This is a genomic window from Bdellovibrio sp. HCB-162 (assembly GCF_047344985.1).
Classification (GTDB): domain Bacteria; phylum Bdellovibrionota; class Bdellovibrionia; order Bdellovibrionales; family Bdellovibrionaceae; genus Bdellovibrio.
The window spans coordinates 2,192,594-2,218,149 of sequence record NZ_CP178861.1; the positions used below are offsets into that span (position 1 = coordinate 2,192,594).

Annotated in this window: 34 protein-coding genes and 1 tRNA gene; 23 read left to right on the top strand and 12 right to left on the bottom strand. The window is 43.3% G+C overall.

The genetic code is table 11. The features are described 5' to 3' along the window. The first annotated feature begins 54 nt into the window (after window positions 1–54). The 3 genes from ACLSSO_RS10795 to ACLSSO_RS10805 all read left to right on the top strand — a co-directional run bounded on the left by ACLSSO_RS10795 (window position 55) and on the right by ACLSSO_RS10805 (window position 2,482). On the top strand, window positions 55–894 hold the full coding sequence (locus tag ACLSSO_RS10795) for a DUF4105 domain-containing protein (RefSeq protein ID WP_413942791.1): 840 nt from the start codon (window positions 55–57) through the stop codon (window positions 892–894). Window positions 895–1,015: 121 nt separating this feature from the next. Continuing rightward, entirely contained in the window at window positions 1,016–1,186 is a 171-nt protein-coding gene (locus ACLSSO_RS10800) for a hypothetical protein (RefSeq protein ID WP_413942792.1), read from the top strand. Window positions 1,187–1,192: 6 nt separating this feature from the next. After that, window positions 1,193–2,482 carry a flavin monoamine oxidase family protein gene (locus ACLSSO_RS10805; RefSeq protein ID WP_413942793.1) on the top strand — a complete coding sequence of 430 codons (1,290 nt, stop codon included), beginning with the start codon at window positions 1,193–1,195 and terminating at the stop codon, window positions 2,480–2,482. Here the strand turns inward: ACLSSO_RS10805 and ACLSSO_RS10810 are convergent. Beyond that, the gene (locus ACLSSO_RS10810; RefSeq protein WP_413942794.1) at window positions 2,479–3,216 is read right to left on the bottom strand and encodes a UdgX family uracil-DNA binding protein; all 738 of its coding nucleotides are present in this window, start codon (window positions 3,214–3,216) and stop codon (window positions 2,479–2,481) included. The genes ACLSSO_RS10805 and ACLSSO_RS10810 overlap by 4 nt on opposite strands. Window positions 3,217–3,322: 106 nt before the next feature. On the opposite strand from ACLSSO_RS10810, the gene ACLSSO_RS10815 reads away from it, so the two are divergent. Further along, entirely contained in the window at window positions 3,323–4,069 is a 747-nt protein-coding gene (locus tag ACLSSO_RS10815) for a KGG domain-containing protein (protein WP_413942795.1), read from the top strand. Between the two features lie 32 nt (window positions 4,070–4,101). Here the strand turns inward: ACLSSO_RS10815 and ACLSSO_RS10820 are convergent, their stop codons facing one another. Then, on the bottom strand, window positions 4,102–4,278 hold the full coding sequence (locus ACLSSO_RS10820; RefSeq protein ID WP_295902789.1) for a hypothetical protein: 177 nt from the start codon (window positions 4,276–4,278) through the stop codon (window positions 4,102–4,104). 180 nt (window positions 4,279–4,458) lie between these two features. Between ACLSSO_RS10820 and ACLSSO_RS10825 the strand changes: the two genes are divergently transcribed. The 5 genes from ACLSSO_RS10825 to ACLSSO_RS10845 all read left to right on the top strand — a co-directional run bounded on the left by ACLSSO_RS10825 (window position 4,459) and on the right by ACLSSO_RS10845 (window position 8,843). Beyond that, complete coding sequence (locus ACLSSO_RS10825; RefSeq protein ID WP_295902787.1) at window positions 4,459–4,755, top strand: hypothetical protein; 297 nt, start codon at window positions 4,459–4,461, stop codon at window positions 4,753–4,755. A gap of 177 nt (window positions 4,756–4,932) precedes the next feature. After that, on the top strand, window positions 4,933–6,108 hold the full coding sequence (locus ACLSSO_RS10830; protein WP_295902785.1) for a glycosyltransferase: 1,176 nt from the start codon (window positions 4,933–4,935) through the stop codon (window positions 6,106–6,108). Further along, window positions 6,105–7,952 (top strand): SDR family oxidoreductase, encoded by a 1,848-nt coding sequence (locus tag ACLSSO_RS10835; RefSeq protein ID WP_413942796.1) that lies wholly within the window; start codon window positions 6,105–6,107, stop codon window positions 7,950–7,952. Before ACLSSO_RS10830 ends, ACLSSO_RS10835 begins: the two co-directional genes overlap by 4 nt. Before the next feature lie 77 nt (window positions 7,953–8,029). Then, window positions 8,030–8,179 (top strand): hypothetical protein, encoded by a 150-nt coding sequence (locus ACLSSO_RS10840; RefSeq protein WP_295902779.1) that lies wholly within the window; start codon window positions 8,030–8,032, stop codon window positions 8,177–8,179. Between the two features lie 61 nt (window positions 8,180–8,240). Further along, window positions 8,241–8,843 (top strand): hypothetical protein, encoded by a 603-nt coding sequence (locus tag ACLSSO_RS10845; RefSeq protein ID WP_413942797.1) that lies wholly within the window; start codon window positions 8,241–8,243, stop codon window positions 8,841–8,843. 49 nt (window positions 8,844–8,892) lie between these two features. Here the strand turns inward: ACLSSO_RS10845 and ACLSSO_RS10850 are convergent, their stop codons facing one another. After that, window positions 8,893–9,429: a hemerythrin domain-containing protein gene (locus tag ACLSSO_RS10850; RefSeq protein ID WP_413942798.1), complete on the bottom strand. Its 537-nt coding sequence runs from the start codon at window positions 9,427–9,429 to the stop codon at window positions 8,893–8,895. A gap of 427 nt (window positions 9,430–9,856) precedes the next feature. Here ACLSSO_RS10850 and ACLSSO_RS10855 point away from each other — a divergent pair, with 427 nt between their 5' ends. Then, complete coding sequence (locus ACLSSO_RS10855; protein ID WP_295902771.1) at window positions 9,857–10,033, top strand: hypothetical protein; 177 nt, start codon at window positions 9,857–9,859, stop codon at window positions 10,031–10,033. A gap of 45 nt (window positions 10,034–10,078) precedes the next feature. Here the strand turns inward: ACLSSO_RS10855 and ACLSSO_RS10860 are convergent, their stop codons facing one another. Continuing rightward, on the bottom strand, window positions 10,079–10,330 hold the full coding sequence (locus ACLSSO_RS10860; RefSeq protein ID WP_295902768.1) for a hypothetical protein: 252 nt from the start codon (window positions 10,328–10,330) through the stop codon (window positions 10,079–10,081). Between the two features lie 239 nt (window positions 10,331–10,569). Here ACLSSO_RS10860 and ACLSSO_RS10865 point away from each other — a divergent pair, with 239 nt between their 5' ends. The 5 genes from ACLSSO_RS10865 (at window position 10,570) to ACLSSO_RS10885 (ending at window position 14,283) form a co-directional block, all read left to right on the top strand. Further along, window positions 10,570–11,679, top strand: coding sequence for a Gfo/Idh/MocA family protein (locus tag ACLSSO_RS10865; protein WP_295902766.1), 1,110 nt, complete (start codon window positions 10,570–10,572; stop codon window positions 11,677–11,679). Between the two features lie 17 nt (window positions 11,680–11,696). Beyond that, on the top strand, window positions 11,697–12,830 hold the full coding sequence (locus tag ACLSSO_RS10870; protein WP_295902763.1) for a glycosyltransferase: 1,134 nt from the start codon (window positions 11,697–11,699) through the stop codon (window positions 12,828–12,830). 21 nt (window positions 12,831–12,851) lie between these two features. Then, entirely contained in the window at window positions 12,852–13,241 is a 390-nt protein-coding gene (locus tag ACLSSO_RS10875) for a hypothetical protein (RefSeq protein WP_295902761.1), read from the top strand. Next, complete coding sequence (locus tag ACLSSO_RS10880) at window positions 13,238–13,702, top strand: DUF6328 family protein (protein WP_295902759.1); 465 nt, start codon at window positions 13,238–13,240, stop codon at window positions 13,700–13,702. Before ACLSSO_RS10875 ends, ACLSSO_RS10880 begins: the two co-directional genes overlap by 4 nt. 65 nt (window positions 13,703–13,767) lie before the next feature. Next, window positions 13,768–14,283 (top strand): DUF4142 domain-containing protein, encoded by a 516-nt coding sequence (locus ACLSSO_RS10885; protein ID WP_295902756.1) that lies wholly within the window; start codon window positions 13,768–13,770, stop codon window positions 14,281–14,283. A gap of 52 nt (window positions 14,284–14,335) precedes the next feature. On the opposite strand, the gene ACLSSO_RS10890 is transcribed toward ACLSSO_RS10885, so the two are convergent. Further along, entirely contained in the window at window positions 14,336–14,740 is a 405-nt protein-coding gene (locus tag ACLSSO_RS10890) for a methylglyoxal synthase (protein ID WP_295902751.1), read from the bottom strand. 16 nt (window positions 14,741–14,756) lie between these two features. After that, complete coding sequence (locus tag ACLSSO_RS10895) at window positions 14,757–16,190, bottom strand: PLP-dependent aminotransferase family protein (protein WP_295902748.1); 1,434 nt, start codon at window positions 16,188–16,190, stop codon at window positions 14,757–14,759. 78 nt (window positions 16,191–16,268) lie between these two features. On the opposite strand from ACLSSO_RS10895, the gene ACLSSO_RS10900 reads away from it, so the two are divergent. The 3 genes from ACLSSO_RS10900 to ACLSSO_RS10910 are packed head-to-tail and all read left to right on the top strand — an operon-like array spanning window position 16,269 to window position 17,830. Beyond that, window positions 16,269–16,691 (top strand): GNAT family N-acetyltransferase, encoded by a 423-nt coding sequence (locus tag ACLSSO_RS10900; RefSeq protein ID WP_295902745.1) that lies wholly within the window; start codon window positions 16,269–16,271, stop codon window positions 16,689–16,691. Next, window positions 16,688–17,257 (top strand): DJ-1/PfpI family protein, encoded by a 570-nt coding sequence (locus tag ACLSSO_RS10905; RefSeq protein WP_295902743.1) that lies wholly within the window; start codon window positions 16,688–16,690, stop codon window positions 17,255–17,257. The genes ACLSSO_RS10900 and ACLSSO_RS10905 overlap by 4 nt, the downstream gene beginning before the upstream one ends. 12 nt (window positions 17,258–17,269) lie before the next feature. Then, window positions 17,270–17,830 (top strand): NADAR family protein, encoded by a 561-nt coding sequence (locus tag ACLSSO_RS10910; RefSeq protein ID WP_295902740.1) that lies wholly within the window; start codon window positions 17,270–17,272, stop codon window positions 17,828–17,830. Window positions 17,831–17,832: 2 nt separating this feature from the next. Here ACLSSO_RS10910 and ACLSSO_RS10915 read toward each other — a convergent pair whose 3' ends face one another. From ACLSSO_RS10915 to ACLSSO_RS10930, 4 genes are all read right to left on the bottom strand, one after another. Next, window positions 17,833–18,243, bottom strand: coding sequence for a hypothetical protein (locus tag ACLSSO_RS10915; protein ID WP_295902737.1), 411 nt, complete (start codon window positions 18,241–18,243; stop codon window positions 17,833–17,835). A gap of 90 nt (window positions 18,244–18,333) precedes the next feature. Beyond that, window positions 18,334–19,002, bottom strand: coding sequence for a response regulator transcription factor (locus ACLSSO_RS10920; RefSeq protein ID WP_413942799.1), 669 nt, complete (start codon window positions 19,000–19,002; stop codon window positions 18,334–18,336). Window positions 19,003–19,156: 154 nt separating this feature from the next. After that, on the bottom strand, window positions 19,157–20,188 hold the full coding sequence (locus tag ACLSSO_RS10925) for a hypothetical protein (RefSeq protein WP_413942800.1): 1,032 nt from the start codon (window positions 20,186–20,188) through the stop codon (window positions 19,157–19,159). 56 nt (window positions 20,189–20,244) lie between these two features. Then, window positions 20,245–20,529, bottom strand: coding sequence for a DUF2917 domain-containing protein (locus ACLSSO_RS10930; RefSeq protein ID WP_413942801.1), 285 nt, complete (start codon window positions 20,527–20,529; stop codon window positions 20,245–20,247). Between the two features lie 114 nt (window positions 20,530–20,643). Here ACLSSO_RS10930 and ACLSSO_RS10935 point away from each other — a divergent pair, with 114 nt between their 5' ends. Beyond that, a complete protein-coding gene (locus ACLSSO_RS10935; RefSeq protein WP_413942802.1) occupies window positions 20,644–22,068 on the top strand; it encodes a PLP-dependent aminotransferase family protein in 1,425 nt (474 codons plus the stop codon). 10 nt (window positions 22,069–22,078) lie between these two features. Here the strand turns inward: ACLSSO_RS10935 and ACLSSO_RS10940 are convergent, their stop codons facing one another. After that, window positions 22,079–22,903: an MlaD family protein gene (locus ACLSSO_RS10940; RefSeq protein ID WP_413942803.1), complete on the bottom strand. Its 825-nt coding sequence runs from the start codon at window positions 22,901–22,903 to the stop codon at window positions 22,079–22,081. Further along, entirely contained in the window at window positions 22,890–23,492 is a 603-nt protein-coding gene (locus ACLSSO_RS10945; RefSeq protein ID WP_295904760.1) for a paraquat-inducible protein A, read from the bottom strand. The genes ACLSSO_RS10940 and ACLSSO_RS10945 overlap by 14 nt, the downstream gene beginning before the upstream one ends. 143 nt (window positions 23,493–23,635) lie before the next feature. Here ACLSSO_RS10945 and ACLSSO_RS10950 point away from each other — a divergent pair, with 143 nt between their 5' ends. The 4 genes from ACLSSO_RS10950 to ACLSSO_RS10965 all read left to right on the top strand — a co-directional run bounded on the left by ACLSSO_RS10950 (window position 23,636) and on the right by ACLSSO_RS10965 (window position 25,552). Further along, entirely contained in the window at window positions 23,636–24,088 is a 453-nt protein-coding gene (locus ACLSSO_RS10950; RefSeq protein WP_295904756.1) for a hypothetical protein, read from the top strand. A 113-nt stretch (window positions 24,089–24,201) separates the two neighbouring features. Then, a complete protein-coding gene (locus ACLSSO_RS10955; protein ID WP_295904753.1) occupies window positions 24,202–24,771 on the top strand; it encodes a TetR/AcrR family transcriptional regulator in 570 nt (189 codons plus the stop codon). Window positions 24,772–24,796: 25 nt separating this feature from the next. Continuing rightward, on the top strand, window positions 24,797–25,402 hold the full coding sequence (locus ACLSSO_RS10960; protein WP_413942804.1) for a DNA-3-methyladenine glycosylase I: 606 nt from the start codon (window positions 24,797–24,799) through the stop codon (window positions 25,400–25,402). Window positions 25,403–25,478: 76 nt separating this feature from the next. Continuing rightward, window positions 25,479–25,552 (top strand) — tRNA-Cys (locus ACLSSO_RS10965). The last annotated feature ends 4 nt before the right edge of the window (window positions 25,553–25,556 follow it).

Sequence of the window (25,556 nt, forward strand, 5' to 3'; positions counted from 1 at the left end):
CTTCTGGAGTTCCCATAATTAGAATATTACAAGTGAAAATTCGAAGGAAACATCATGGCTTTTTTGAGAGTTCAATTCATTTCTGTGCTAATCGTCGCTTCTTTGTTTAGTCTGGTTTCTCATGCGCAAGCGTCTTTAACAGCGGCAGATTCTTCTTGTCGTTGTGACTTGAAAGTCGAAGATCCTTTAGAACAGCCACAACGATTTGCTTTCGGTAAATTCAATGGACAGTGTATTGATTCTTGCCGTTTTCGTCCTGTGCATATTTTCAAGGATGAAAAAACACTGCGCCTAGGAAACATTCTTCATTATGGAAAATACTATGAAGCACAGATTCCACTTCAGGATTTGGACAAAATCGAAGTAGGCTTTGAAGAATTTGTTTTTAGCGTTTATCACGTGTTTTTGAAATTCACTGTGAAAAAAAACTCTTCAGCTCTTCTTTTAAAAGAGCAGCTTCATCCCGAACATCAATTGCAAACGCGGTCTCTTGTGATTTCTTCCGAAGGCGTTCCCCCTAAAGATCATAAGTACAGTCTGTGGGAAAGCTTTCAAGGTCACTACCTCCTCGCCCACCGTTTGGTGACCGGTGATGAATTAACCAGATGGCTTCAAGAATACAAACATCCGGTGGTTTTACACACGCTGCAAATTTCTGACACTCAAGTTCCACAAATCTTCCAGAGGGCTATTCAAAAGAGTGCTTCAAAAAAACTGCAGGACGTCTATCAGCTTTTTTCCAACAATTGCTCAACATCTTCTTTGGGGTTCATTGACGAGGCGGAAGCCCTTCGCCCCAAAAACTTTTGGGAGAAATTTGAAGAATCACTGTCCGTCGCAGGACCTTTGGGAACCTTACGGATTTTAAGCTCCCGAGGTCTTATTAAAGAATAACAACCTTATGCTAATTATCACGGACACTGGTTTGTATTTTTTTGATCCAGTCTCTTTCTTTTTATAAATCGGGCTACTCCTTCTATGCTGCTATTAAATATTTTTTGAAAAGGGAGAATTTATGAAAAAATCCCCAGGATCAAAAAAAGCATCCATGAGAGCCTCAGCCGAGAAACCTGTTGAACGAAACAATAAAAAAGATATTCCTCAGAAAAAGGAACCCCATTTTGGCGGCGTGATTCACACACCGTCGGGAACTATCGAGGAAAACGTCGAAGAACAATCTCCTTAGACGGGAATGAAAAAAGTTTTGATCATCGGTGCCGGAGCCTCAGGATTGTCGTGCGCTAAAACTTTGAGCGACGCTGGAGTTGCATGCCAAATTCTGGAGGCTCGCAATCGCATCGGTGGGCGGATTTGGACATTACAGGCCTCTCCGGCTCACAATGTGGAGCTGGGAGCTGAATTTATCCATGGCGCGCAGAAAGAATTAATAGATCTTTTAGAGCAACACCAACTGAGTTTCGAAGATCTTTTGGATCACCACTTGGAAAGAAAAGACTCGGAATTGAAAAACATTTCGGGATTTTGGGAAAAGGTCGAAAAGGTCAATGCGCTTTTAAATCCCAAAATAAAAAAAGACCGCTCCATGCAGGACTTCCTAATAGCGCACCGAAAGAAAATTTCCACCCTTAAAGATCTTTACGTGTCTTACCTTGAAGGGTTTCAGGCCATGGATCTTCACTTAGCAGGAGAAAAAGGTCTGGCGGAATCTGAAAAAAAAGAAGTTCCCGAACTCAACGGTCAAAGTCAGTTTCGTCCTCTGCCCGGCTATAGCTCGGTGATGGAGGGACTTTTTAAAGATATTCAGCTTTCTTCTACGGAAATTCATTTTGAGCACGAAGTTCAACAAGTTTTAACGAATGCAAAAAATCCAGCGGTTGTCGCTTTAAATTTAAAAAAGAATAAGCTTCAAAATTTCGCGGCGCCTTTTTTGGTTTTAGCTCTTCCTGTCGGTGTTTTAAAAAGCTCCCTTTATTTTGATCCTCCTCTTCCGGATTTAACTCAAGCATTAAGAACCGTGGAAACGGGACATGCCTTAAGAATCACCTTTCAGTTTAAGGAACGTTTTTGGGAAAGCCTTTCGAAAAAGCCGGTGGCCTTTTTGCATATAGACCCACGGGAGTATTTCCCGACATGGTGGACACAGATGCCACGACGGACTCCTTTTCTCACCGCCTGGCAAGGAGGACCTAAAGCATTTGAGATCAGTCATCTGAAAGAATCAGAACAAGTGCAATTGGCCTTACAAACTTTGAGTAAAATCACGGATCTTTCATTCACGGCGTTAAAAAAATATTACGTGAATCATTTCGTGCACAATTGGACGCTAGATCCTTACGCGCGAGGGGCCTACAGCTACGTAGGCGTTCATGAAAAAACTTCGTGGAAAAGACTGCAAAAACCATTTCATGAAAATATTTATTTAGCTGGAGAAGCTCTGTCTGAGGGAGCGGACCGTGGAACAGTTCAAGGTGCACTGAAGTCGGGACGCGAAGCTGCGGAAAAAATCTTACGACGACTTTAGGTTTTCTTTAATTCGTTAAGAGTTTTAACGGCTAGTTTTAAATCACTGATCAGTTCCTTTTTCATTTTTTCGGCTTGATCACTGCTGTAGTTTCTTAAAATTGCCGACGGATGCCAGGAAAGAATCACCAACTCCCCGCTCGGAAGTTCTTTAATTATTTTTCCCCGTTCTTTCCCCAGAGTCGGGATACGGTCTAAAACACTCCGTGCTGCCGTAGCTCCCATGGCGACGATAATTTTAGGTTTCAGAACATCCCGTTGTTGTTGTAACCATGGACGACACGCTTTGATTTGTTGATAGTTCGGTTTATCGTGCAGGCGTTTTTTTCCTGAAACGTGATGCTTAAAATGTTTCACCGCGTTCGTTAAATAAACCATACGATCTTCAAGACCCGCTTCTTCCATGCAAGCTTTCAAAATTTTCCCCGCAGGTCCAACGAAAGGCTCCCCTTGCAAATCCTCGTAGTGGCCGGGCTGTTCGCCGACGAGCATAATTTTCGCGGTCACCGCACCTTTCCCAAAAACAACCTGTGTTGCATTTTTATAAAGATCGCAATTTTGACAATCGGACGCAGCCTTTTCCAATTTTACGAGCGCTTCTTTTTTTGTTTCTTTTTTTATAATAGGCATAGCGTGCTTTCTTTTTTCTTTTTCATTTTGTTTTATTAAATAATTTTGCATGAGAAATTTCCGAGAATTCGAAGAAATACAAAAGCACGAATTGTATTTTCTCATTTCAGACTCACATGCTTGCCTTTACGCGGACTTAAAACTTCTATGACTCCAGAGTTCAAAAATTTTAGAGCCGAAAAAACGGTTCATTAACAGGAGGACTATTTTTATGCCAAGACAATCACAAGAAACAGGACGTTCGCGTTCAAGTTCTAGCCGCGGCCGTCATGCGGCTTCAAGCCGAGGTTCCCAAGGTCGTAGATCGAGCTCTTCTTCTCGCTCATCTTCTCGAGGCGGAGGTCGTGGTTTTGCTTCTATGTCACCTGAAGAACACAGACGTATTTCTGCAATGGGTGGTCGGGCTAGTCATGGTGGCACAGGACGCAGCCATCAGGATGATTATGATCAAAGTTCTCGACGTAGTAGCTCTTCCCGCAGTGGCGGATCATCACGTCGTGGCTTTGCAGCGATGTCGCCACAACAACGCAGTCGTATCTCAGCTATGGGCGGTCATGCCAGCCATCGTGGCCAGGGCAGAGATTATGAAAGCGATTATGACCGTGATGATGGTCGCAGCAGCAGTAGCAGTAGCAGTAGCAGACAAGGCGGACAACGTAGCAGTGGTGGATCATCTCGTCGCGGATTTGCAGCTATGTCACCTGAAAAACGCAGCCGAATTGCAGCGATGGGCGGCCATGCCAGCCATCGTGGTCACGGTCGAGATTATGAAAGTGATTACAATGAGGGGCGCCGCGGTCGTAGCTGGAGAGATGAAGATTATGACGAGGATTACGACAATGACAGAATGCACGCAAGTTCTCAAGAAGACGAAGACTACGGAGATTACGACGAGGATTATGACACTGATTATGAGCGCGATGAAGATGAAGATCGAGGATATCGCAGTCGTCAATAAAGAAAAAAGCTGGCTCCAAGGAGCCAGCTCTTCTATTCACCCCCAGCCCAAGAAGGCGCATCACTTGCCGGGAATGATTCTTCCGAAGCTTGATCTACTTTTTCACTTCGAGGAGAACTTTCATTTTGTTTTTTTCGATTATATCCCCAGGCAATCGCAGCAGCACCGCCGGCTGCAACTCCCAATAAAATGTATGGCGTGAGTTTCATAAATGCCCCCTTTTTTCTTCCAAAATAGGCTTAAAAATCCTGATGTCAACCCGTCGGAAGTACGTCACCGAAAGTCTTGGATTTATAGTTTAACAATCGTTTCATATGTAAATACCCATTTTTACCCGCATCAATTGCAAAACCCATGGGTTAGCACAATTCTGCACATAGGAGGTTTCTATGAAAAAACTAATCATGGCAACTTTTGTGTTCTTATTTGCTAGTGCTAGTATTGCGCAGGACTCTATGTCTGAGAGAACAAATGATGTCAATCAGACACCCAATCCTTACGTTCAAGACAAACAAACTGCCAAAGGCACAACAAAACAAAAACGCATCAGTAGAAAAGACAGATGGGAAGAGTCTGACTACTCCACTCAGGAGCAACGTGACCGCAGAAATATGAACAACACCCGGGACACGAATACGAATACAAATACCAACACGAACTCAACAGACGACAATCGCAGTTATTAAATTTTTAAAAGCGTAGATTTCACCCATGGAAATCTACGCTTTTTTCATGTTATCTGCCTTCTTTCCATTTTGTATTTAATCAGCCTTGCAAAGACGCCCTTGCTCAGAGACGATTTTTTCCTCATTGATGGATCTCCTCGTTCAAAAAAGCAGAAAAATATATAGCAAGGAGATGCTATGGACACCTTGTGCGCGACTCATGATCTTTTGGTCTTTTCACATCTGCGTTGGGACCTGGTGTTTCAACGGCCACAACATCTGATGAGCCGCTTTGCAAACCACCGTCGGGTTTTCTTTATTGAAGAACCTGTTATTGAAAACATCACGGAACCTTACCTAAGCCTTAAAGAGGAGTATCCGGGTCTTTGTGTCGTAGTACCCCATTTGCCTCTGAAGATTTCAAACCGCGAACGTGATGAAATCTCGCGGGGTCTACTGGACGAGATGATCCAAGGCGAGAATATCAAAAATTTTAGCATTTGGTATTACACTCCGATGGCTTTAAACTTTTCTGACCATCTTGTCGGACAAGTTACTATCTATGATTGCGTTGATGACCTCGTTAACTTTTCACAAACAATGGCGGAAAAAGAAACCGCCTTACTTCGGCGGGCGGACCTTGTCTTCACAGGAGGGAACTCTGTTTATGAAGAAAAGAAACAAAAGCACAAAAGAGTTCACTCGTTTCCCAGTGCCATAGATACCACTCATTTTTCAAAAGCGCGATCCGCTTTAACGGATCCCGAAGACCAGGAAAATCTGCCGCGTCCCCGCATTGGTTTTGTCGGCGGCATCGACGGTCGCATGAATTTTTCACTGTTAGGAAATATCGCGGCCTTGCGCCCGGAGTGGCAGTTCATTTTATTGGGACAAGTCGCAAAAACGGTTCAAGATATTTTACCAAAAAAAGAAAATATTCATTATTTGGGAATGAAACGTTATGCGGATCTTCCATTTTACATGAGCTCGTGGAATTGCGCGATGATTCCGTTGGCTAAACATGAAAGCATCCGTTTTGCATACTCGACTAAAATCTCCGAATATTTGGCAGCGGGTCTTCCTGTCGTCACAACACCCATTGCAGAAACTCGAATGTATCATGGGAAAAATCTTTTAGCCGTCGCCGATGACGCTGAAAACTTTGTAAAAGCCCTGGATATTGTTCTTACAGAAAAACCCTCATCACAAAGACTTAAAAGTGTTGATGAATTCTTGAAAAATTCTTCTTGGGATCACACTTGGGAGCGAATGTCTCTTTTAGAAATCGACACTCTGGCGAGAAAAAAAGGTTTTTCTCCACTTTTAGCGGAAGGACTGCAAACGAGTTTTAACACTGCGAGAGGCGCAAAGTGAATACTTTAAAAATTGGCGCAGGCATTGAAATTCCGTTGCAAGCTGACTACCTGAAACAGCTTGCAACGGCAAAAATCGAAAAAGTCTGCTGTCCTTTTTATTTTTCCTTGAATCCAGATTGGGCGCATTTTGATGAGGCTTTGGCCCATTTAAAAGTCCAAGGGTTTCAACCCATCGTGCAGCTTCATGCACAACAGGGATTTGGAGATTTTTTACTGCTTCACCCTGACGGAGCCGAAAATTTTTTATCCTATGTGCAAGATTTTTCCTCTCGATATCCTTGGATTCAAGAATACTTATTTGTCGGCAACACCCGCGGGGTGTTTCGAAGTCCTCATCAAGAAATTCATACGGCCTTGCTGGCGAAAACATTTTTGAAGGCCACTGAGATTCTCAAAAAACTCTCTCCCGGTACCAATGTCATCGTGATGGATCAAATAGGACATATTCAGGGTCCTGCCGAATTAGCCAAAGAGGTCGAGATTGAAAATCAAAAACAATGGCAGTTCTTCGATCTGATGCAAACGGGGGCTTTTGATATTTTAAGCATTATGTATCATCCTTCAAATGATCGTTATCTTCTTTCATCTACAGAGGATCTGCCACAGATGGAAGTTGATATCGGAGAACCCTTGCCTCTAAGCGAATTACTGAAAACCGCATGGAAAAAATATTCTCGCCCTCTGGCACTCGAAATTCATACGGATGAAGGACGCGAAAACCAGCTGCGAGGACTGTATGAAACGTGGGAATGCATTCGGAACCTAAAACGCGAAGGACTTCCGATTAAAGATCTTTATATTGAGCGCGGAACTTTAAGTGATCCAAAAATTTATAGAAACCATGCAAAAACACTTTTAACCGAGATGCTAAAATCTCTGATTGTCGAACAAGAGTACAATCATCCTCTTTTAAAAGAAGAAAAATGGAAGAAAAATTTTATCCGCGTTAAGCATATGCTCGCCTCTCCCCTTTCTTGTTCGGTGATTAAAAGCACCTCTTCTCCGATTTTAATTACCGGAGCCGGAAATATTCTTTCAGGCGCTTTTGCTCGCATCTGTTCGCGCAGGAACATTCCTTACATTTTGCTATCCGCAAATCAGATGGATATGGCGGACCCGGTTTCTGTTAAAAAAAATCTGGAAAAATACGTTCCGTGGGCTGTGATAAACACCTACGAATATTTTAATATCGACAAAGCTGAAACTGAAATTGCCCATTGCTTTCGGGCAAATGTTGTCGGCCCCAACCTTCTGGCTGAAGAATGTCGAAAAAGAAAAATTCAATTTCTTTCATTTTCTTCTGACTATGTTTTTGACGGCAAAAATACAAGCCCTTACCACGAACAAGATTCAACTCAGCCCTTAAACGCCTATGGACGATCCAAGGTCGCCGCAGAAAATTTTATCCTCAGCACCAATCCTTCCGCGTTGATTATTCGAAGTGGCGCTTATTTTGGCCCCTGGGATAAAGAAAACTTTTTAACCCGATGCCTTAAATCGCTCGTGGCACAGCAACCTTTTTTTGCTCCGCGGGATATTTATATTTCACCTACTTACGTTCCGGATCTGGTGAACGCCAGTCTGGAACTTTTAATCGATAAAGAGTCTGGTGTTGTTCACTTGGCCAATGAGGGAAAAATGTCCTGGTTCGAGCTGGCCTCCCTTGCGCACAAACAATCGGGTTTTAACAAACATGCCTTTTTGATTTCGTGCACTCACGATTGCCTCAATTTCCGTGCGCGGCGACCTTTGAATAGCAGCCTTGTCAGCGACAGAATTAAAAGTCTTCCTGCCGTGGAGCAGGCTACGTTCGAGTATCTTAAAAATCGTCAGTACTTTTAGTTCACAGTTTTGTTTTATGAATAACAAACCGATTTCTTTCTTTTATTCCGCTAGAGTGAAACAAGGAGGATATTTCCATGAATAAAAACACTCAAAATCAAAACCGCACGACGAACAAAGACAATGTTTCTAAATCATCTACTACACAAAGATCCGGAGGCACGGATAAAGAGAGCTCCCAAAGCACGAACCGAAGTGAACGTAATAAAAACTCTGAGAACAGATAATTTTCAAAAAGATTTAACAACGACTCCGGATAAACCGGCTTTTATTAATAAAGGAGGAATTATGGCAACAAGAGGATCATCCCGCAGAGGATCCCAATACAATTATTCGCAAAACGAAGATCGCAACCGTGGCTATGGCTACGGCAGTGAAAGAGGCTCACAATATGGCTCACAGTCACAATATGGCTCACAGTATGGTGGACGAGGCTCTCGCTCGACACAAAACTGGGACCAGGACTATGATGAATACCCAAGTCGTGGAAGCTATCAGGGCGAATCTTATCGAGGCTCTGAAGGTCGCAGCAGCGGTCGGTACAGTCAAGGCGGCGTAGGCGGCGGCGGGTATTCCGATAGAGAGCGTGGCTACGGACGAGGCAGCAGCTATCAAGGAGAAGGCTATAATCAAGGTTACGGAAGAGGCTTTAACGAATACGAAGGTCGTAACTATCGTGGCGGCCAAGAAAGCAGCTCCCGCCGAGGTTTGTCTTCTCGTGGCTCACAAAATCAGGACTGGTATGAAGACGAAGATCTTTATGACACAGACAACGATTACAATGAAGATGAAGGACTGCAAGCCGGTTCTCGAGACTACGATGAGGATTACGATACGGACTATGACGAAGATTATGGAAGAAGCTCTTACCGTAATCAAAACTATCGTTAGAATGTCAGAGATAATCCACAGAAGTTTCTGTGGATTATCTTTTTTTATATTAGGCGTGTCTTGAATTTTGAGTGTGACTAACTTGTGAAACTGTATTCAAAAGCAAGGCAATGTCTTCATCCAAGGCGCTATCAACCATGCCCAAATAAGTTTGTTTCAAACTTTCCATATTTTCAGCCATTTCTTCGGCGTCATCAGAACTAAAATATCTTTTTGCGGCTTTAAAAATCTCACCTTCTTCTTCTTGCACGTGGTGATTTACCAATTCAGTTAATACCGTAAATTTAGCCTTCCAAGGCTCTTCATCTACGGAAATGCGAGAAAGTTCATTGAGCACTAAAGCAACGACGTGATGCTCTTCCTCACCTTCCCAAGCCAGCTCCTCACCTTCTTCTTCAGCGATCATCTTTAAAGGTTGATAGAAGACTTCGGCCTCGGCCTTAGAGTGCGCAGTGAGTTGGTCTCGCACCTCAGAAAAAAGGCTTTCCACTTCATCGAAATCTTCTTCCTCCAGGGCGTCTTCAATTTTATGAAAAAGTGATTTAACTTCCTTGTGATCTTTTTTGAGCAGTTCGTATATTTCCATAAATCCTCCTCGCAAGTCTTCTTTTTCTAGGTTAATAGAGCCCGGAGAAAGCCCCAACCACTCCTGACAAATCCCGCAATTTACAATGACCGAAGTCGAGATCCCCAGACATCCGACACGATTCTGAATTGTATCTCGGCCATTCCCTACCACAGTTGTTGAAATTTCGGTTCGGACTCCTTCAAACTGGACATGTCAGAAAAGGAGGACGGAAGATGAGAAGACCAGGAAGAAAACACATTAAAGATTCCGAACGAGATCATCCAAATCCTAGTTATCAAACGAAGCGCCAAAATCTGCGACAAGATAACACTCGAGATCGCGAAAGTTTTCGGCGTGAGGATCTAGGTTTCACGAATCGTGATACCCGGGGTTATGATTATCAGCATAAAAACAAGTACTAATCTAAAACACACAGGAGGCAGTTATGAGTAAAAATACCCAAAACCCTAATCAAAATCAGTCCGGCAGCAACACATCATCTCAAAGAGACAGCAGTCAGCAAAGAGACTCAATGAATCCTAATAAAAAAGACACTGGAAGATCTGATAGTTCTTCTGGCACAAGTTCAGGTAATAAAAGCGGCGGTCAACAAAATAGATAATGATATTTAGAAAAAGAAAACGAGGCGCCCCCTCGTTTTCTTTTTTCAATGATGGGTATGACGTCTGGTTTCCCAACCCTTCTTCGCCGCTCTAGAACGTGCGGCATGAGAACTTTTCGATGATGATGCTTTTTTCTTCACGCTTTTTCCGGCACCACCAGTTTCTTTATTCGTTGTTGCCCAGCCGATCTGTGCGGCTCGTTTTGCGGAGTAGCCTCTTTTCTTGGCGCTCTCTTCAATATGATGAGCCATGCGCTTTTGTTTGCTGCTGTATTTTTCTTTTGATCCTTGCGGCATAATTCCCTCCTATTTGCTTTCCTTTCTTTAGTATATGCGGTTGCCTATTTTTTCACCAAAGGAGAAAAAACAGTTCGTTGAGCAGTAGCAAAGTTCCGGCGTTTCTCTTACGTAATGTCTGATAATAACATCACGATACTTTTGTTTTTGTGCATCTTCAGAGCAGAAGTTTTGAAAACTTGTGAAGGGTTTGGCATCAATATCATCTCGAAAAAAATCTTGAAACTGAAGGAGTCGTTATGAGTGATAAAAAAATCCGCTATGCGGTTGTCGGACTAGGAAATATTGCACAGGTGGCGGTTCTTCCTGCTTTCAAAGGTGCGAGCGCAAATTCTGAACTTACGGCCCTGGTTTCAGGCGACGACGACAAGCTAAAAACTCTGGGAAAGAAATATAAAGTTAAAAACCTCTATAACTATCGTGATTTCGATAAATGTCTTCATAGCGGAGAAATCGACGCTGTTTATATTGCAACTCCTAACGTGAATCACCACGCTTTTGCCGTCGAGGCGGCACGTGCCGGCATTCATATCTTGACCGAAAAACCGATGGCCTTAAACGAAGACGCTTGCATTTCAATGCTCGAAGAAGCCGAAGACAATAATGTTAAACTCATGGTTGCCTACCGCTTGCATTTTGATCCTGCTAACTTGCAGGCTATTGAAACGGCAAAAAACGGCAAGTTAGGCGATCTAAGAATCTTTAATTCAACTTTCACTTATCAAGTGACAGATCCCAATAATATTCGTCTTAAGTACGATATGGGTGGCGGACCTCTTTATGATATTGGCACTTATTGTATCAACGCCGCGAGATATCTTTTCCAGGATGAGCCTGTGGAAGTCTTTGCCACGGCGCTTAGCAATCCACGCGATGAGCGATTCACTGAGGTTGAGGAAATGGCTGCTGTCACCTTGCGCTTCCGCAAAGCACGGCTTGCCAACTTTGTCGTGAGCTTTGGAGCTGCGGCGACAGCTGCATATGACCTTATCGGTTCGGAAGGATCTCTGCGTTTAGAGCATGCCTACGAATATGCCGATGACATGATGATGACCACGACGATAGATGAAAAAGATACGGTCAAGCGTTTTAAGAAACACGACCAGTTCGCTCCGGAGATTGAATATTTCTCCAAGTGCATTCTTAACAACGAAGATCCGGAACCTTCGGCATTAGAAGGCCTTTATGATATTCGAATCATCAACGCTATTTTCGAATCAGCAAGAACCAAGCGTTCGGTCAAACTGGACTATGTCACGAAAAAGAATCGTCCAGACATTGGGCAAAGTGTAAAAAAACCGGCTCACGGAAAACCAGAAACAATTCACGCTCCGAGTCCTCATGATTGAGACTCAGGGAGGATCCCATGAAAATTCTCTGTGCAGACTCCGATCTTTTGGTGTTTTCCCATGTGAGCTGGAACTCTGAGTTTCAACGTCCACAACATCTTATGACTCGATACGCGCGTTATCGTCGGGTATTTTTTGTTGAGCCTCTTTCTTATGAAAATCATGAAGATCCATTTTTAGATCTTCATGTTCTGGAAGAAAGGCTCTGCATTGTCACACCTCACTTGGCAAAATCTCTTTCCAAAGAACAGAATCATGAAATCATGACGGTTCTTCTTTTGGGATTAATCAACTCCGCCTCTATCGAGAACTATTCATGCTGGTACTATGATCCCCAAGCATTGGCTTTCAGTGACAGATTAACCCCGGACTTTATCGTATATGACTGCGTAAAACCGTTGGTAGATTCCGAAGGAAAGAGTTCTTTTACAGGTGAGATGGAAAAGAATTTACTGAAAAAAGCGGATCTGGTTGTCAACGGCAACCCCGTCCCCCCGGAGGGAAATGGCCTTCGCAAGGCCCGGGAGTTTATTCTAGACCCGGAGGACCAAAAGCACATTGATTTTCCCAGGCTCGGCTTTGTTGGAATCATCGATGAGCGCGTGGATTTAAGCTTTCTTAAAGAAGTGGCTCTTCTAAAACCACAGTGGCAATTTGTTTTAATTGGTCCCATTGTGCAGATCAGTGCCGCCGACCTTCCTGTAGAAAACAATATTCATTATTTAGGTGCAAAAAAATATAACGAACTAGCGCCTTACTTAAGCAACTGGGATTGCGCCATTCTGCCGCTTCGAAAAACCGAGTTGGCCCAATACACAAGTCCCATGAGAATTCCTGAATATTTAGCGGCAGGACTTCCTATTGTTTCAATGGCGTTCTTTAACACCTTGGAACCTTATAAGAAAAATCATCTTATCGAAGTAGCCCACACTCCCGATGAATTCGTTCATAAGGTGGAGTCTTTGTTACCTTTTAAGAACAATGTAGAACACCGACAAAAAATCGATCATTTTTTTGAAGAAATGTCCTGGGAAGAAACTTGGAAAAGCATGGCACAACTGGAGATTGATCTTCTTGCAAATAAAGCCCTCACCCAACAATTGGCGAGTCAAAAAACAAATAATAACAACCGAAGTATTTTTAAATCCTAATCTTTAAAAAAGGAGAGTCTCTTGGCAACCAAACTTAGCGGAAAAAAGAAATCCAAATCGGCAACTAAACGCACACGTCAAAAAGACGCCGCCCATCCATTCGCAGAATATCCGGGATTTGCGGAAGACTATGACTTTGAGGCACCTCACCGTCACAGTGGTCCTTACCTGCGCTCTGTGGAAGACAACGTCTCTCACTCTCCCCGCACATCACAAGGACCACGTCGCGACCGTCAAACCGGCCGAGAAGCTCCGTACTTCACACAAGGCCGCCGTTCTTCGTCAGATCACGAAGAGATGAGTTTCGGAAGCTCAGAAAGACCTCTGCGCTCTTTACGTCGAACCAAAGTCGACACCCGAGACCGATCCCCACGAGCACGCCGAGAATCGCCTCGTGGGGAAAAACATTGAAATACCAGCACTCAGAAACTGAAAATCTGAAGGATGAAATCACGCACATCGAAAGTGAGACGCGAATGATTTTGCCGGGTGTTCAGACGCTGTTCGGTTTTCAACTTGTCACCGTTTTCAACGATCGCTTTGCAATTACATTAAATTACAACGAACAAGTTCTGCACTGGGGCGCTATTGCCTGCTCGGCGGTATCTGCGATTCTCGTGATCTCACCTGCCGCTTATCACCGGCTGGCTGAACCGCATACGGCGTCCCGACGTTTCACCCATTTTAGCAATTTGTGGCTGAAAAGCTCGCTCTTCCCTCTGGCTCTAGGTTGTGTGATAGATTTTTTTTTAATCGGAATCGTCATCACTAAAAATTACGTTGTCAGTGGCATTGTGAGTGCGTTTCTTTTCATTGGATTTATCACCGCTTGGTATATTTTTCCTCTCTTAATCAGACGCAAACTTCCTTGATAAAGTACAAGTTGCTTTTGCCATTCCTGAATATAACTTTGATTTGTCCAACAAAAGGAGAAGTTATGAATTTATTTAGAGCTATTTTAGCATCATTGGTTATTATGTTTTCTGCTGTTCACGCGTGGGCTTTATCCGATTCGGAGATCGCCGAAGTTCTTATGACTGCCAATGAAGCAGAGATTGACGCCGGCAAAGTTGCAAAATCCAAAGCGGCAGATAAAACCGTGAAAGACTTTGCCGAACACATGGTTTCAGAGCATGAAGAAAATAAAAAAGAAGGTAAGAAAATCACCAAGGATGAAAAGATCAGCACAAAATCCAACGACACTGCGAAAGATCTGAAAAAGGAAGCCAAAGAAAAGCTCTCTGATCTTAAGAAAAAGAAAGGCAAAGATTTCGATTTGGCTTACATTCAAAACCAAATCAATATGCACCAACAGCTTTTAACGGACCTTGAACAAAAGTACATCCCACAAGCACAGAATCCTCAGTTTAAGAACTTCTTGAATGAAACCAAGACTCACGTGGAGCAACATCTTGCAAAGGCCAAAGAAGTAGAAGCGACTCTGACTAAGTAAGCGAATTCCTCTTGAAGAGAAAAAAGTCCCGGTTCACACCGGGACTTTTATTTTAAGAAGCTCCGTTTTTCTGAAGAAGGTTTTTTGCAAGACCTTTCACGATCAATTGAGCCGTGGAAGGATTGGTTGCTAACGGCACATCGTGCACATCACAAATTCTGAGTAACGAAGAAATATCCGGATCATGAGGATGCATCCCCAAAGGATCTCGCATAAAAATCACAGCCTGACATTTTCCAGTGGCCACGAGTGCAGCTATCTGAGCATCACCACCTAAGGGTCCAGAAAGATACCTTTTCACTTTAAGTCCCGTCATCTGCACATGCTTTCCCGTCGTAGCCGTCGCTACAAGATCGAAAGCTTTAAAGAATTCCAAGTTGTCTTTTATAAAGGCGATCATCTCGGCCTTTTTTCCATCGTGCGCAATCAGAGCCACTGTTTTTTTAGACTTTCGCATCAAAACCTCACTTTACCTATTCTGCTGTAAAGAGCGCCTTTAAGGAAGCGCGATTTTCTTCAGGTGAAAATCCTGAAAAACCAAGTCTGACATGAGTTCCTGATTTTCCATCGACTCTGTACGATTGCTCCGGAGCGACCAGAATGGATTTTGATTTCATTTTTTGCGCAAATCTTGTCGTATTCACACTTAATTCCAACCATAAAGCCATGCCACCATCAGGCTCTGCCCATGAAATCCGCGGATACAATTTCTGCCAGCGCTGAAGATCTTCAATCATGGCTTTTTTTCTTTCTTCGTAAATTCTTCTCATTTTACGCAGATGCTTTTCAAACCCCCCTGACTTCATCCAAAGAGCGATGGCAACCTGAAGAATCTGTTCATTTTGTCTTGAAGAAATTCGTTTTAGTTTGGCAATCTCTTTGCCAAAAATTTCTGGGACAGCCATAAACCCGACGCGAGCCGACGGAAATAAAATTTTTGAAAACGTAGAAATGTAAAGAACAATTCCTGCGGGATCAAAGCTAGCCAACGGAGCCACCGGTTGGCTTACAAAATGAAATTCATGGTCATAGTCGTCCTCTATAATCAGCATTCCATATTTTAACGCTAATTCATAAAGCTTAAGACGGCGTTCTGCCGACAATGTGACCGTCGTTGGATATTGATGCAATGGAGTCAGATACAAAAATTTTATCTTTTGTTTTTTTAGTTTTTCCTCCAATTCATCAACACAAAGTCCCTCCTTATCCACAGTGATAGGAACTAGTTTTCCGCCCGCATACTGGAAGGTAGACAACGCCGGCGGATACCCCAAAGCCTCCACGGCAATTTTATCTCCTGGAGCAATAAGTGCTTGGGCTAAGAAAAACAAAGCTTCTTGTGAACCGTTAGTTACAATCACTTCCCGTCCATCTACATTGCGGACGCGGCGTAGGTAGTCTTTGATTTCTTTTAGCAACATCGGATACCCTGCCGGATCTCCATAATTAAGAACGCCTTTGGCCGTGAGTGCATCACTCATCAAAGATTTAAATTCCTTCATAGGAAAAAGCCGCACATCTGGAAAACCGCTGGGAAATGAATGTTTAAAGGAGTTGACAGGAACAAAATCCAAATCGGGAGCCGATCGGACCACCTTGATTGCCTGCCTAGGCAGAGCAAAAGATTGCAAAGACGGGCGAGAACGAAGGAATGTATCCGGCAAAGTTTCTGTCACCTGGTAGTAGCGCTTGGTCTTTGAGACAATCCAGCCCTCGGCCTCCAACTCAGCCAGCGCTGTCATCACTGTATGCCGATGCATTTTAAAAATTCGCGCAAGATCCCGACTTGAAGGCAAACGTTCGCCAGGCCTCACTTTGCCTTGCTTAATAGAAAGACGCAAACCTTCTGCCAAAGCTTGGTATTTTTGTTTTTTTGTCTTATCGAGCGTAATTAGAAGTTCCCGCATCTGGTCGACTCACTTTATTAAATCTGGTCCTTTTAGTTATACCACATTCCAAGTATAAAACTACTAAAGGATTTCGATATGTATGCAATCTCAGATGACAAGAACTTGCTTAATCTAGCGGCTATCCATCAATTCCTCAGCACCTGCTACTGGGCTATGGGTATTCCAAAAGCTCTTATTGAGCGTTCCATTGAGGAATCTCTTTGTTTTGGAGTTTACTACAATAAAGAACAAGTCGGCTTCGCCCGCGTGATCACCGACAAGGCCACCTTTGCATACCTATGTGATGTCTACATACTAGAAGCTCATCGCCAAAAGGGGCTTTCAAAAAAAATGCTTACAACCATTATGAAACATCCTGACCTGCAAGGCCTTCGACGTTTTACTTTGGTCACCCGCGATGCCCACGGTCTATATAAACAGTTTGGATTTCGCGAGTTGAGCACGCCGGATCGCTATATGGAAATTATTAAACCGAATATTTACACGGAGCCAAAATGAAAATAGGTATTGTCGTCGTCGATGGTTTTTCAGATATCGACTTTTATCTTCCGTGGGACTTATTAAACCGAGTCCGCATCTTGGGACTTGCGAATAACTGGACGGTTGAAGTTCTTGCCAACAAAACTCTGCACTCGGCCACAAAGCTGCCGCTTCAACCAACACAACCCTATTTTCATGCAAAAGAGTGCGACGGAGTTTTCTTTTGCAGCGGAAATATACTTAAAGATCTTTGCAACGACCCCGATTTTCTTTCACAGTTTGATTTGAACCCCAGCAAACAGTATATTGCCGCCGTTGATTCCGGAACTCTGATCTTGGCGGCCCTTGGCCACTTAAATGATAAAGACGCAACAACCTACCCTACACACTTTGAAAAGCTAAAAGAGATGGGAACTCATCCTATTAAAAAATCCTTTGTTTCTGAAGGACGGATCGCAACGGGAGCACGATGCCTCTCCAGCGATAAGCTTTCATTCTGGCTGATAGAAAGTCTTTTGGGACCTGACGCAGCTCTTAAAGTTTATCAGTCGGTAAAGCCCCTTGATCTTGAGGATCAATTTTGAAATAACAGATTTATGAAAAATCTGTTCGGGCTCTGGATCATTTTAGTTCTTAGTGCATCTTGTTCACACAAAGGGGCTTCTCATTATAATAGTTTTCCAAAAACGGCGGCCGTTCCGTATCAAGAAGCCGTTTTAGATTTTTATTCGACGAAAGACCCTTATGGAGAGTTCTCAAACTTTGCGCTGTTCCCGGTTTTTGTCGACGGCGAATGGTGGCCAACAAGTGAGCACTACTATCAAGCTCACAAATATGAAAACATCGAACTGCAAAAGTGGGTGCAAAGTGCGCCGACTCCAATGGAAGCAGCCCTTCGAGGACGTGATAAGAACATCGAAAAAAGATCTGACTGGGAACAACGTAAAGATGAATTCATGGAAAAAGCCGTCTGGGATAAATTCACAAGATATCCAGAGCTTGCGGAGCTTTTGCTTTCAACTGGCTCCGCCCGCCTTTACGAACATACAAAAAATGATTGCTACTGGGGTGATTGTGGAGATCGCACAGGGAAAAACAAACTCGGTCTTCTTCTCGAAAAAATCCGTTCGGCCCTGCAAAAATCGACTCCGCTTTGACCTTATTTCGAAATAAGAGTGCCGATTTGACAACTCAAGGACGTCACTCCTCCTGCACTATCTACCGTTGAATAGCCAACAAGACTGTGTCCACGAGACGGCACTTCACGGGTAATCACTGTGTGTTCCGTTGGTGAAACCACATGCAAAGCGACCAGCGGGGCATCCACTGAATACGGCACTGAGAAGCCAAAACTAAGACCATTCGCTTCGGCCATTGTTTGCACTTCTTCAGAGACAGGTTCGAAGTTTAAAATGAGTGGCGGTAAAAGACTTTGTCTGGATTCTCCGTCAACAGTAGTTCTCATCGTGCAACGAATGAAAATGACAGCATCTTCCTCATACGCTTGCGCCGAAACAGCAGAACCAAAAGCAGTACAAAAGCAAAAACACGCTACCAAAATAGACTTCATTATTATTCTCCTGGAGGGGGATTGTTTTAAGAAGTCATTTTTTAGCACGCGTGTTTTATTTAAGCTCGTTTTTTTCCTGTAATATGCGTTTTACTTAAGAATATAACCGAAGTTTCTAACGGTATAAATCAAAGCCGTCGGGAAATCTTTTTCGATTTTCGCTCTGAGTCTGCAAACAAGAACGTCTACAACATTTGTTTGAGGATCGAAATCATAATTCCACACTTCTTTAAGAATCATTTGCTTGCTAATCACTTTTTCAGGGTTAGACACAAATAAATTTAAAAGACGAAATTCACGATCCTGCAAATCAATTATTTTTCCAGCGCGCGTGACTTGTCTTTTTAAACGATTGATTTGCAAGTCTTTAAAACCAAGGCGCACAGATTCTCTGGTTCCTTGTGATCTTCTTACTAAATTTTTTGTACGAATTTGCAGCTCCGCCATTGAAAACGGTTTGCAAAGGTAATCGTCACAACCTGTACTAAAACCCTTCAGCTTGTCTTCCAAATTTTGATAGGCACTTAAGATGAGAATAGGAGTATTCATCCCCTTCTCTCTTAAAGACTGGGCAAAGGTGTATCCGTCCATATCAGGTAAAGATAAATCCAAAACAATAGCATCGTAGTGAGAGCTTGTTGCTTTCTCAAAGGCTCTGAGCCCATTTGGTTCAGCATCAACTGTTGCGCCCGTGTTGATTAAACCGTCAGTTACGTGACGTGCAATTTCATAGTCGTCTTCAACAACCAAGTATCTCATTTTATCCCCTCTAGTGTTTTGTGAAACCTGGTCATATCGATGAAGTAACACAATAGATAGCTGAATCAGGCTAGATTAAGCATGTTTAATTCGTTATCAGTTTTTCAATACTAATATAGTAAATTTTGTTTTGCTGTTTCCACCGGGGGTGCATCTATCGAGCAGGGCAAATATAAGGTGGCAAGAGTCGATTGATACGAAATTCTCCCGAAGGGTGAATGCCATCGTCCTCTGTACTGCACAGATCATTGACGGCACCTTTGATAAAAGCCATCTGAAACTCAGGCTCCATATTCCGTGTCGCAACTACAAAGCTCTTAATACCCCAAAGGTCGGCGGTAATCTCTCCCATATAGTTCTCAATCTTACTGTGCTTCAGCTCGTCCTTCATCGCCATCACAGATTTTAAAGTAGTGCTGTAAGCCTCTGGCATAACACTGAAATCAAAATGGTGAGAAAGCTCATGGCCCAAGGTCATTATCAAAGGAACAAGCTGATACTTTTGCGGAATTTCATAGTCTTTGGAAAATTCGATGGAACCCACAATCTCACCCGGACAAATGATCACGAACATTTCGCCTTTTTTATTACTGTCAGCGAAAGCGTTGTCGAGAAAATGATTTTTTGTACATCCCTTATAGATCTTATTGATATCCGACGTTGTGAGCGCACCTTCTTCGTCAGGATCAAGATCGTTAAATGCGATCAAACGGGTCTGTTGCAAAAGATCCTGCATCTTCGCTTTGTTTTCTTCGGGAATTTCCTTAGAAAGTTCGATAGCCCGTGAAAGATGCGATTTTAGCTCGGTGATGCCTAAATCCGTTGGAACGTGATTTTGTTTTAAATAGGCACGAAATTGTTGGCGTAAGGAGGCATAGAAAACTCCCAATGCTCTTCGACGCTGGGTTTTCTTGGGCATATAAGTGATATCATCCAAAGTAAAAGAGCTCGGGCGATTTTTGGAACCATAAAGATACTCAAAAGTCTCATCCAAAGCGCGATCACTAAGTCTTTTCTCGATGGCTTCGATGCGACCTGTTCGTGTCTTTGCATTTTGCTGACGTTCACAGACCGTTTTATAGGGATTAGAGCAGAAATTTTCTAAAGAGTCCGCATTGGCTCCCGATACTGAAAAAACCAATAAAGCCATCGTCCATACTTTTAAGAAACGTGCCCGTATTTTCATGGCCATTCTTTTACAGGGTTTTTACGAAATATAAAAATGCATTTCGGAGCAAGTTATTATGCGGTTCCAGAGCGGGAACTTATTACAGTGCACATCTGATAGTTTGCACCTGGAGCCTTACAGCCTGAAACCTGAAGACTTGAATCGCAGAGCGCCTGAAGGACCAATTTGCCGTTGCTCTTCTCCGCCCAGTAATATTGTCCCGGAGACAGGACAATATCTTCCCCAACGCCAGGCTGTGTAATCCAGAGATTCCCTGTCAGACACGTAATGCCTACGTCCTGTTTTGATTGCGTATAGATCTCACCTTTGAGTAACTGGAAATGATCTGTTTTTCGCATAAGGGCTCCTGAGACCTAATTTATAGCTTTTTCCTTAAAGGATACAGATTCAGTTATAGTGATTTTCAATGGGTACAGTTTTGTTTTTTCAAAATAGTGAGTTATATTTGAATCATGACAAATAAAGATCAGCTCCTTTACGAGACAGTGGCGAAAGAAATTGAATCCCAGATCCAATTGGGAGCTTTGCGCGTTGGAGAAAAAATCGCCTCGGTGCGAGAGCAAAGCAAACTCTTTAACGTCAGTATCAACACGGTCTTACAAGCCTACGTTCTTCTTGAAAGCCGTGGAGTTATCGAATCTCGCCCTCAATCTGGATTTTACGTCTCAAAGATAGTGACAACCGAAGAGGTGCGCCCGGAGTCTGATGTACAAACAAGGCCCGCCCCTATCCTCATTCCCGATTTGGTGTCTGATCTTTTTGAAGCGGCCGCCAATGATAAGTATGTTCTCTTAGGGGCTGCGTGTTTGTCTCCGGAACTTCATCCTAATGAGGCCATAGCGCGCATCACGAGATCCATCTTAAGAACACACAGCGACGTGAATGCGAGGTATGAATTTACCCCTGGCCATCTGCCGTTAAGACAACAAATCGCAAAACGTCTTTTGCGCACAGGCCACAAAGTCAGCGCTGCTGAAGTCACTATTACCAACGGAGCTTTGGATTCTCTTCATCTCGCCTTAAGAGCGATTCTTAAACCGGGAGAGACTATCTTGATTGAGTCGCCCAATTACTTTGGAATTCTTCAATCCATCGCAAGTCTTGGATACAAAGTCATCGAAGTTCCTGCAAATGCAAGAACAGGTGTTGATCCTGACGACGTTAAAAAAATTCTTTCAAGATACAAAATCGGCGCAGCTATTTTGATGCCGAATTTTAATAATCCTCTGGGATCTGTGATACCCGATGCCAATAAGCGGGAACTCGTCAAAATTTTCAGCAAATTTGGAGTGCCCGTGATTGAAGACGACATCTATGGAGATCTTGCATTTTCTGGAGTTCGCCCCAAACTTCTTCGCGCTTTTGATGAAGAGGGAATTGTAATCTCTTGTTCTTCATTTTCTAAAACTATTTCTCCGGGCTCCAGAACTGGATGGGCTCTTCCGGGAAAGTTTGAAAAAGAATTCCGTCGATTGCAATTAAGCAGCACCGTGGGCGCCAATCGTCTCCAGCAATACGTGATCGCGGAATTTATGGCGACAGGAGCATTTGAAAGATACCTCCGCAAGATTCGTCCTGTTTTGCAAGAGCAGCTTCATAGAGTTTCTCAGTCTGTTTTAAAGCACTTTCCCGAAGAAACACGCTTCACACAACCTCAAGGTGGCTTCATGCTTTGGTTAGAGCTTCCTAAAAAGTTTGATTCGCTGGAGTTGTACAAGGCGGCGGCTGCGAAAAAAATTAGTATTGCACCGGGAGTGATTTTTTCCGCCAACGGAAACTATCGCAATTATTTAAGACTCAACTGCGGCAGACTTTGGAGGCCGGAAATTGATGCCGCCATTAAAACTCTTGGCACTTTGGCGAAACAACAGCTTTAACTAAACTAAACTAATCCAAATCAGGATTCCACTTTTCCCAATCTTTCGGAGCATTGGCCTGGAGTTGAAATGTTTGAGCATGTTTCGCCTTTTGCGCTGCAGGTTCCGGCGTGGCAAATTCAATTCCGCCTTTTAGCAAAGCTTCGAGCGAGCTTAACTTTATTTCCGACTTAAAAAGGCCCAACTTTCCTTGAAACCCGGATTTTCTCCAAAAGATAGTATTTTCACGAATTAATTTCGCATGCGTCCACGGCACACGAATATTCACAAGAACCGTTTGTCCCGTTTTCGAAAATGCCACTTTCGTAACAGAGCCTACGTTCACGCCCCGATAAAAAACCGGATCCCCTTCTCCGACGGACTCTGCATTTTTAGTTTCCAGTCTAAAGCCCGCTGTTTCATCTAAGGGATATTTTAAATCGGCCGCTTCACGTCCAGTGAATTCACGCTGTACATCCCCAGTTCCCGGAAGTGCTCCGATATAGCTTCCTTCCACAAGCGTATCTAACCCGCGGATTTCTTCAAAGCTAATCCGCGGCGATTCAATCCAGAATTTCGCTCCGTCTTGCGCAAAACTTTTAGCATCACGATTTAAATCCGCTATCACTTCGATTTTTTTTAGATCCGATGTGATTGTCACATCCTTAACAAGACCAATCTGCACTCCGCGAAAACGCACTTCCGTTTTCCCGGGTTTAATCCGCGTCCCTTCGTTAAAGTAAATAGTGATAGTAGGCCCCCGGTGACGATAGTAGTTCCAAAACAACCATCCGGCCAACATCACCGCAAAAAGTGGAAACAGCCAAAGATACCAAGTGTCTTTAAGGTTTTTCACGGTCGTTCTCCCAAAGCACTTCCGGATCAAAGAACGCTGAAGAAAGCATTGTAAAAACAACCACCAAAGCAAATATTCCAGCACCGACTTCCGGTTCCGCATTAGCCCAATGACCCAGCTTCATAATTGAAACTAAAATCGCGAGTAAAAAAATATCCAGCATCGACCAGCGGCCGATAGCTTCAACAATCAGATACATTTTCGTTTTAAGTTTAAGATTTTTTCCATTCTTCGCTGTGAGGGCTAGGTAAAACAGAATGATCAGCTTTACGAATGGAATAAGAATGCTTGCCAAAAATACGATGATGGCAACTCCCCACGAACCTGCGTTGCTTAATGACACAATCCCCTGCCAGACCGTGGATGTGCTTTTGTTGCCGTAAATTTCTAAGCTGACAAAGGGAAAAAAATTAGCGGGTACATAGAGAATCAACGCCGTCATTGCAAACACCAAGGTTGCATGCACGGAGACCGTGGGAACCCGATTCATAGTCCCACAGCGAGGGCATTCCACAGACCACGATTTTCCTTCTGGAGTTGGAAGAAGAGTGCCGCACACTTTGCATCTAGAACGCGATGTCTCTGCCATTCTCGTATCTTATTTATTGATTCGCTGCCGTCACCTTCTTTTCTGCTGTTGATTGTCACTGCTTTTTTTCAAAACTTATGTTTTTTATTTGATTTATCGATAAAAATTGAAAGAATAATTGAGCTCTCGGCAGGAGGTTACCCATGAAGATTCTCTTACTGCTCTCACTTCTTTTTGCTTCGGCCTGTACAACTCAAGTTGCTCGTAAAACCCCTGCCACCACGGTCAAGGCATTGAATGATCTCAATATTGTTGCAGAAAAAGGTGCTAACAAAAACACCACGACTTCTTTGGATATTGTGATGATTTATGATCCATCAGTAACAGGAACTCTTCCGAAAACGGCGACAGATTGGTTTGCACGAAAGTACCAATTAATCAGCGATATCGCTGGAAGGGTCGAGATCGTTTCTTTACAAATTCCGCCGGGAACATCCGTTCCGGTTCCATTGCCTGCAAGAATCGTCAACGCTTCAGCTGTCTACGCTTACGTAAACTATCCAAGCAAACCAAATCAACCCGCAGCAAATCTTACGCGCTATCAAAAAGCGACGATCTACTTAAAACCGGAAGCTGTTGCGCTGTCGAAGAATTAAATCAGTTTGCCGCCGTAACAAAATCACGCTCTTGACAAATTAGGACAAGCGTCCTACATTATTCAAACACTAGGACAAGCGTCCTAGTGTGAAATTCTAGGTGGCAGTATTTTATGGCATTAGATAAAACAACTCGTCGGCAGATCGTTGAAGCGGCAGATCTGCTTTTCTACCATAGAGGTTTTGAACGCACTTCTTTTGCAGACATCGCCGCGAAAGTAAAAATCTCGCGTGGAAATTTTTATCATCACTTTAAATCCAAAGATGAAATACTTGAAGCAGTCATTGAGTTGCGCCTGGAACGCACACAAGAAATGCTAAACAATTGGGAATCCATCGGCCAAAACCCGGCGGAGCGAATTGGAAAGTTTATTCAAATGTTGATTATGAACCAGGCAAAGATAAAGCTTTATGGCTGCCCCGTGGGAACTCTTTGTACCGAATTAGCAAAAATGGATCATGCTTCCAAATCTCATGCTAATAAACTTATGAATTTATTTAAAACTTGGCTGAGCCGACAGTTTTTAGCTGCGGGTCGCAAAAAAGATGCTGATGAACTCGCTATGCATCTTTTGTCACGCAGCCAAGGGATTGCGACCTTAGCCAATACTTTTCATGACGAGAAGTTCATTAAAAATGAGGTTCGTCATATGGAAGATTGGTTGAAAGCCCAAATTGCTTAAATATTTTTCGGAGAAACAATAAACTATGAATAATATCGTAACTTCCGCTGACGGAAAAAAGCGCTGCAAATGGTGTGAGTCAGCTCCTGATTTTCTTAAATATCACGACAAAGAATGGGGTTTTCCTGTTCGCGATGATTATCGCTTATTCGAAAAACTAAGCCTTGAGGGTTTCCAATCAGGACTCAGTTGGCGCACAATCCTTGCCAAGCGCGAAAGCTTTCGCACAGCCTTTCATCAATTTGACTTTAACAAGATCGCAAGATTTACGCAGAAAGATGTCGCTCGATTATTAAAAGATGAAGGCATTGTCCGCCACAAAGGAAAAATTGAAGCTGTTATTAACAATGCTAAGAAAGCTCAAGAAATCGCTGAACGCCATGGATCTCTTGCTGCTTTTATATGGAGTTTTGAACCGGACAAAAAAAAACTCGCGAGACCTCAGACCGCTTCCACCTCGGCAGCCTCTATGGCGCTATCCAAGGAATTAAAAAAGCAGGGTTGGAAATTTGTTGGCCCCACGACCGTATATGCTTTCATGCAAGCCATGGGTCTTATAAATGATCATGCCGAAGGCTGCATTATTAGAGCTAAAGCAGAAGCTAAGCGGCGAAGTTTTAAAAAGCCATAATCTGGAAATTTGGGCAGTATGATTTCTTTCGCGTTGACTTAAAACAGGTTCAGCTCTAAATTAAGCTTCCTCTTAAGGTGATGTGGCCGAGGGGTTAGGCTCAGCTCTGCAAAAGCTGCTACAGCGGTTCAAATCCGCTCGTCACCTCCAAATT

Bases quoted from the DNA above. Each gene is read 5' to 3' on its own strand.
- ACLSSO_RS10795 (WP_413942791.1), top strand. From the start codon at position 55: ATGGCTTTTTTGAGAGTTCAATTCATTTCTGTGCTAATCGTCGCTTCT.
- ACLSSO_RS10800 (WP_413942792.1), top strand. From the start codon at position 1,016: ATGAAAAAATCCCCAGGATCAAAAAAAGCATCCATGAGAGCCTCAGCC.
- ACLSSO_RS10805 (WP_413942793.1), top strand. From the start codon at position 1,193: ATGAAAAAAGTTTTGATCATCGGTGCCGGAGCCTCAGGATTGTCGTGC.
- ACLSSO_RS10810 (WP_413942794.1), bottom strand. From the start codon at position 3,216: ATGAGAAAATACAATTCGTGCTTTTGTATTTCTTCGAATTCTCGGAAA.
- ACLSSO_RS10815 (WP_413942795.1), top strand. From the start codon at position 3,323: ATGCCAAGACAATCACAAGAAACAGGACGTTCGCGTTCAAGTTCTAGC.
- ACLSSO_RS10820 (WP_295902789.1), bottom strand. From the start codon at position 4,278: ATGAAACTCACGCCATACATTTTATTGGGAGTTGCAGCCGGCGGTGCT.
- ACLSSO_RS10825 (WP_295902787.1), top strand. From the start codon at position 4,459: ATGAAAAAACTAATCATGGCAACTTTTGTGTTCTTATTTGCTAGTGCT.
- ACLSSO_RS10830 (WP_295902785.1), top strand. From the start codon at position 4,933: ATGGACACCTTGTGCGCGACTCATGATCTTTTGGTCTTTTCACATCTG.
- ACLSSO_RS10840 (WP_295902779.1), top strand. From the start codon at position 8,030: ATGAATAAAAACACTCAAAATCAAAACCGCACGACGAACAAAGACAAT.
- ACLSSO_RS10845 (WP_413942797.1), top strand. From the start codon at position 8,241: ATGGCAACAAGAGGATCATCCCGCAGAGGATCCCAATACAATTATTCG.
- ACLSSO_RS10850 (WP_413942798.1), bottom strand. From the start codon at position 9,429: ATGGAAATATACGAACTGCTCAAAAAAGATCACAAGGAAGTTAAATCA.
- ACLSSO_RS10855 (WP_295902771.1), top strand. From the start codon at position 9,857: ATGAGTAAAAATACCCAAAACCCTAATCAAAATCAGTCCGGCAGCAAC.
- ACLSSO_RS10860 (WP_295902768.1), bottom strand. From the start codon at position 10,330: ATGCCGCAAGGATCAAAAGAAAAATACAGCAGCAAACAAAAGCGCATG.
- ACLSSO_RS10865 (WP_295902766.1), top strand. From the start codon at position 10,570: ATGAGTGATAAAAAAATCCGCTATGCGGTTGTCGGACTAGGAAATATT.
- ACLSSO_RS10870 (WP_295902763.1), top strand. From the start codon at position 11,697: ATGAAAATTCTCTGTGCAGACTCCGATCTTTTGGTGTTTTCCCATGTG.
- ACLSSO_RS10885 (WP_295902756.1), top strand. From the start codon at position 13,768: ATGAATTTATTTAGAGCTATTTTAGCATCATTGGTTATTATGTTTTCT.
- ACLSSO_RS10890 (WP_295902751.1), bottom strand. From the start codon at position 14,740: ATGCGAAAGTCTAAAAAAACAGTGGCTCTGATTGCGCACGATGGAAAA.
- ACLSSO_RS10895 (WP_295902748.1), bottom strand. From the start codon at position 16,190: ATGCGGGAACTTCTAATTACGCTCGATAAGACAAAAAAACAAAAATAC.
- ACLSSO_RS10900 (WP_295902745.1), top strand. From the start codon at position 16,269: ATGTATGCAATCTCAGATGACAAGAACTTGCTTAATCTAGCGGCTATC.
- ACLSSO_RS10905 (WP_295902743.1), top strand. From the start codon at position 16,688: ATGAAAATAGGTATTGTCGTCGTCGATGGTTTTTCAGATATCGACTTT.
- ACLSSO_RS10910 (WP_295902740.1), top strand. From the start codon at position 17,270: ATGAAAAATCTGTTCGGGCTCTGGATCATTTTAGTTCTTAGTGCATCT.
- ACLSSO_RS10915 (WP_295902737.1), bottom strand. From the start codon at position 18,243: ATGAAGTCTATTTTGGTAGCGTGTTTTTGCTTTTGTACTGCTTTTGGT.
- ACLSSO_RS10920 (WP_413942799.1), bottom strand. From the start codon at position 19,002: ATGAGATACTTGGTTGTTGAAGACGACTATGAAATTGCACGTCACGTA.
- ACLSSO_RS10925 (WP_413942800.1), bottom strand. From the start codon at position 20,188: ATGAAAATACGGGCACGTTTCTTAAAAGTATGGACGATGGCTTTATTG.
- ACLSSO_RS10930 (WP_413942801.1), bottom strand. From the start codon at position 20,529: ATGCGAAAAACAGATCATTTCCAGTTACTCAAAGGTGAGATCTATACG.
- ACLSSO_RS10935 (WP_413942802.1), top strand. From the start codon at position 20,644: ATGACAAATAAAGATCAGCTCCTTTACGAGACAGTGGCGAAAGAAATT.
- ACLSSO_RS10945 (WP_295904760.1), bottom strand. From the start codon at position 23,492: ATGGCAGAGACATCGCGTTCTAGATGCAAAGTGTGCGGCACTCTTCTT.
- ACLSSO_RS10950 (WP_295904756.1), top strand. From the start codon at position 23,636: ATGAAGATTCTCTTACTGCTCTCACTTCTTTTTGCTTCGGCCTGTACA.
- ACLSSO_RS10955 (WP_295904753.1), top strand. From the start codon at position 24,202: ATGGCATTAGATAAAACAACTCGTCGGCAGATCGTTGAAGCGGCAGAT.
- ACLSSO_RS10960 (WP_413942804.1), top strand. From the start codon at position 24,797: ATGAATAATATCGTAACTTCCGCTGACGGAAAAAAGCGCTGCAAATGG.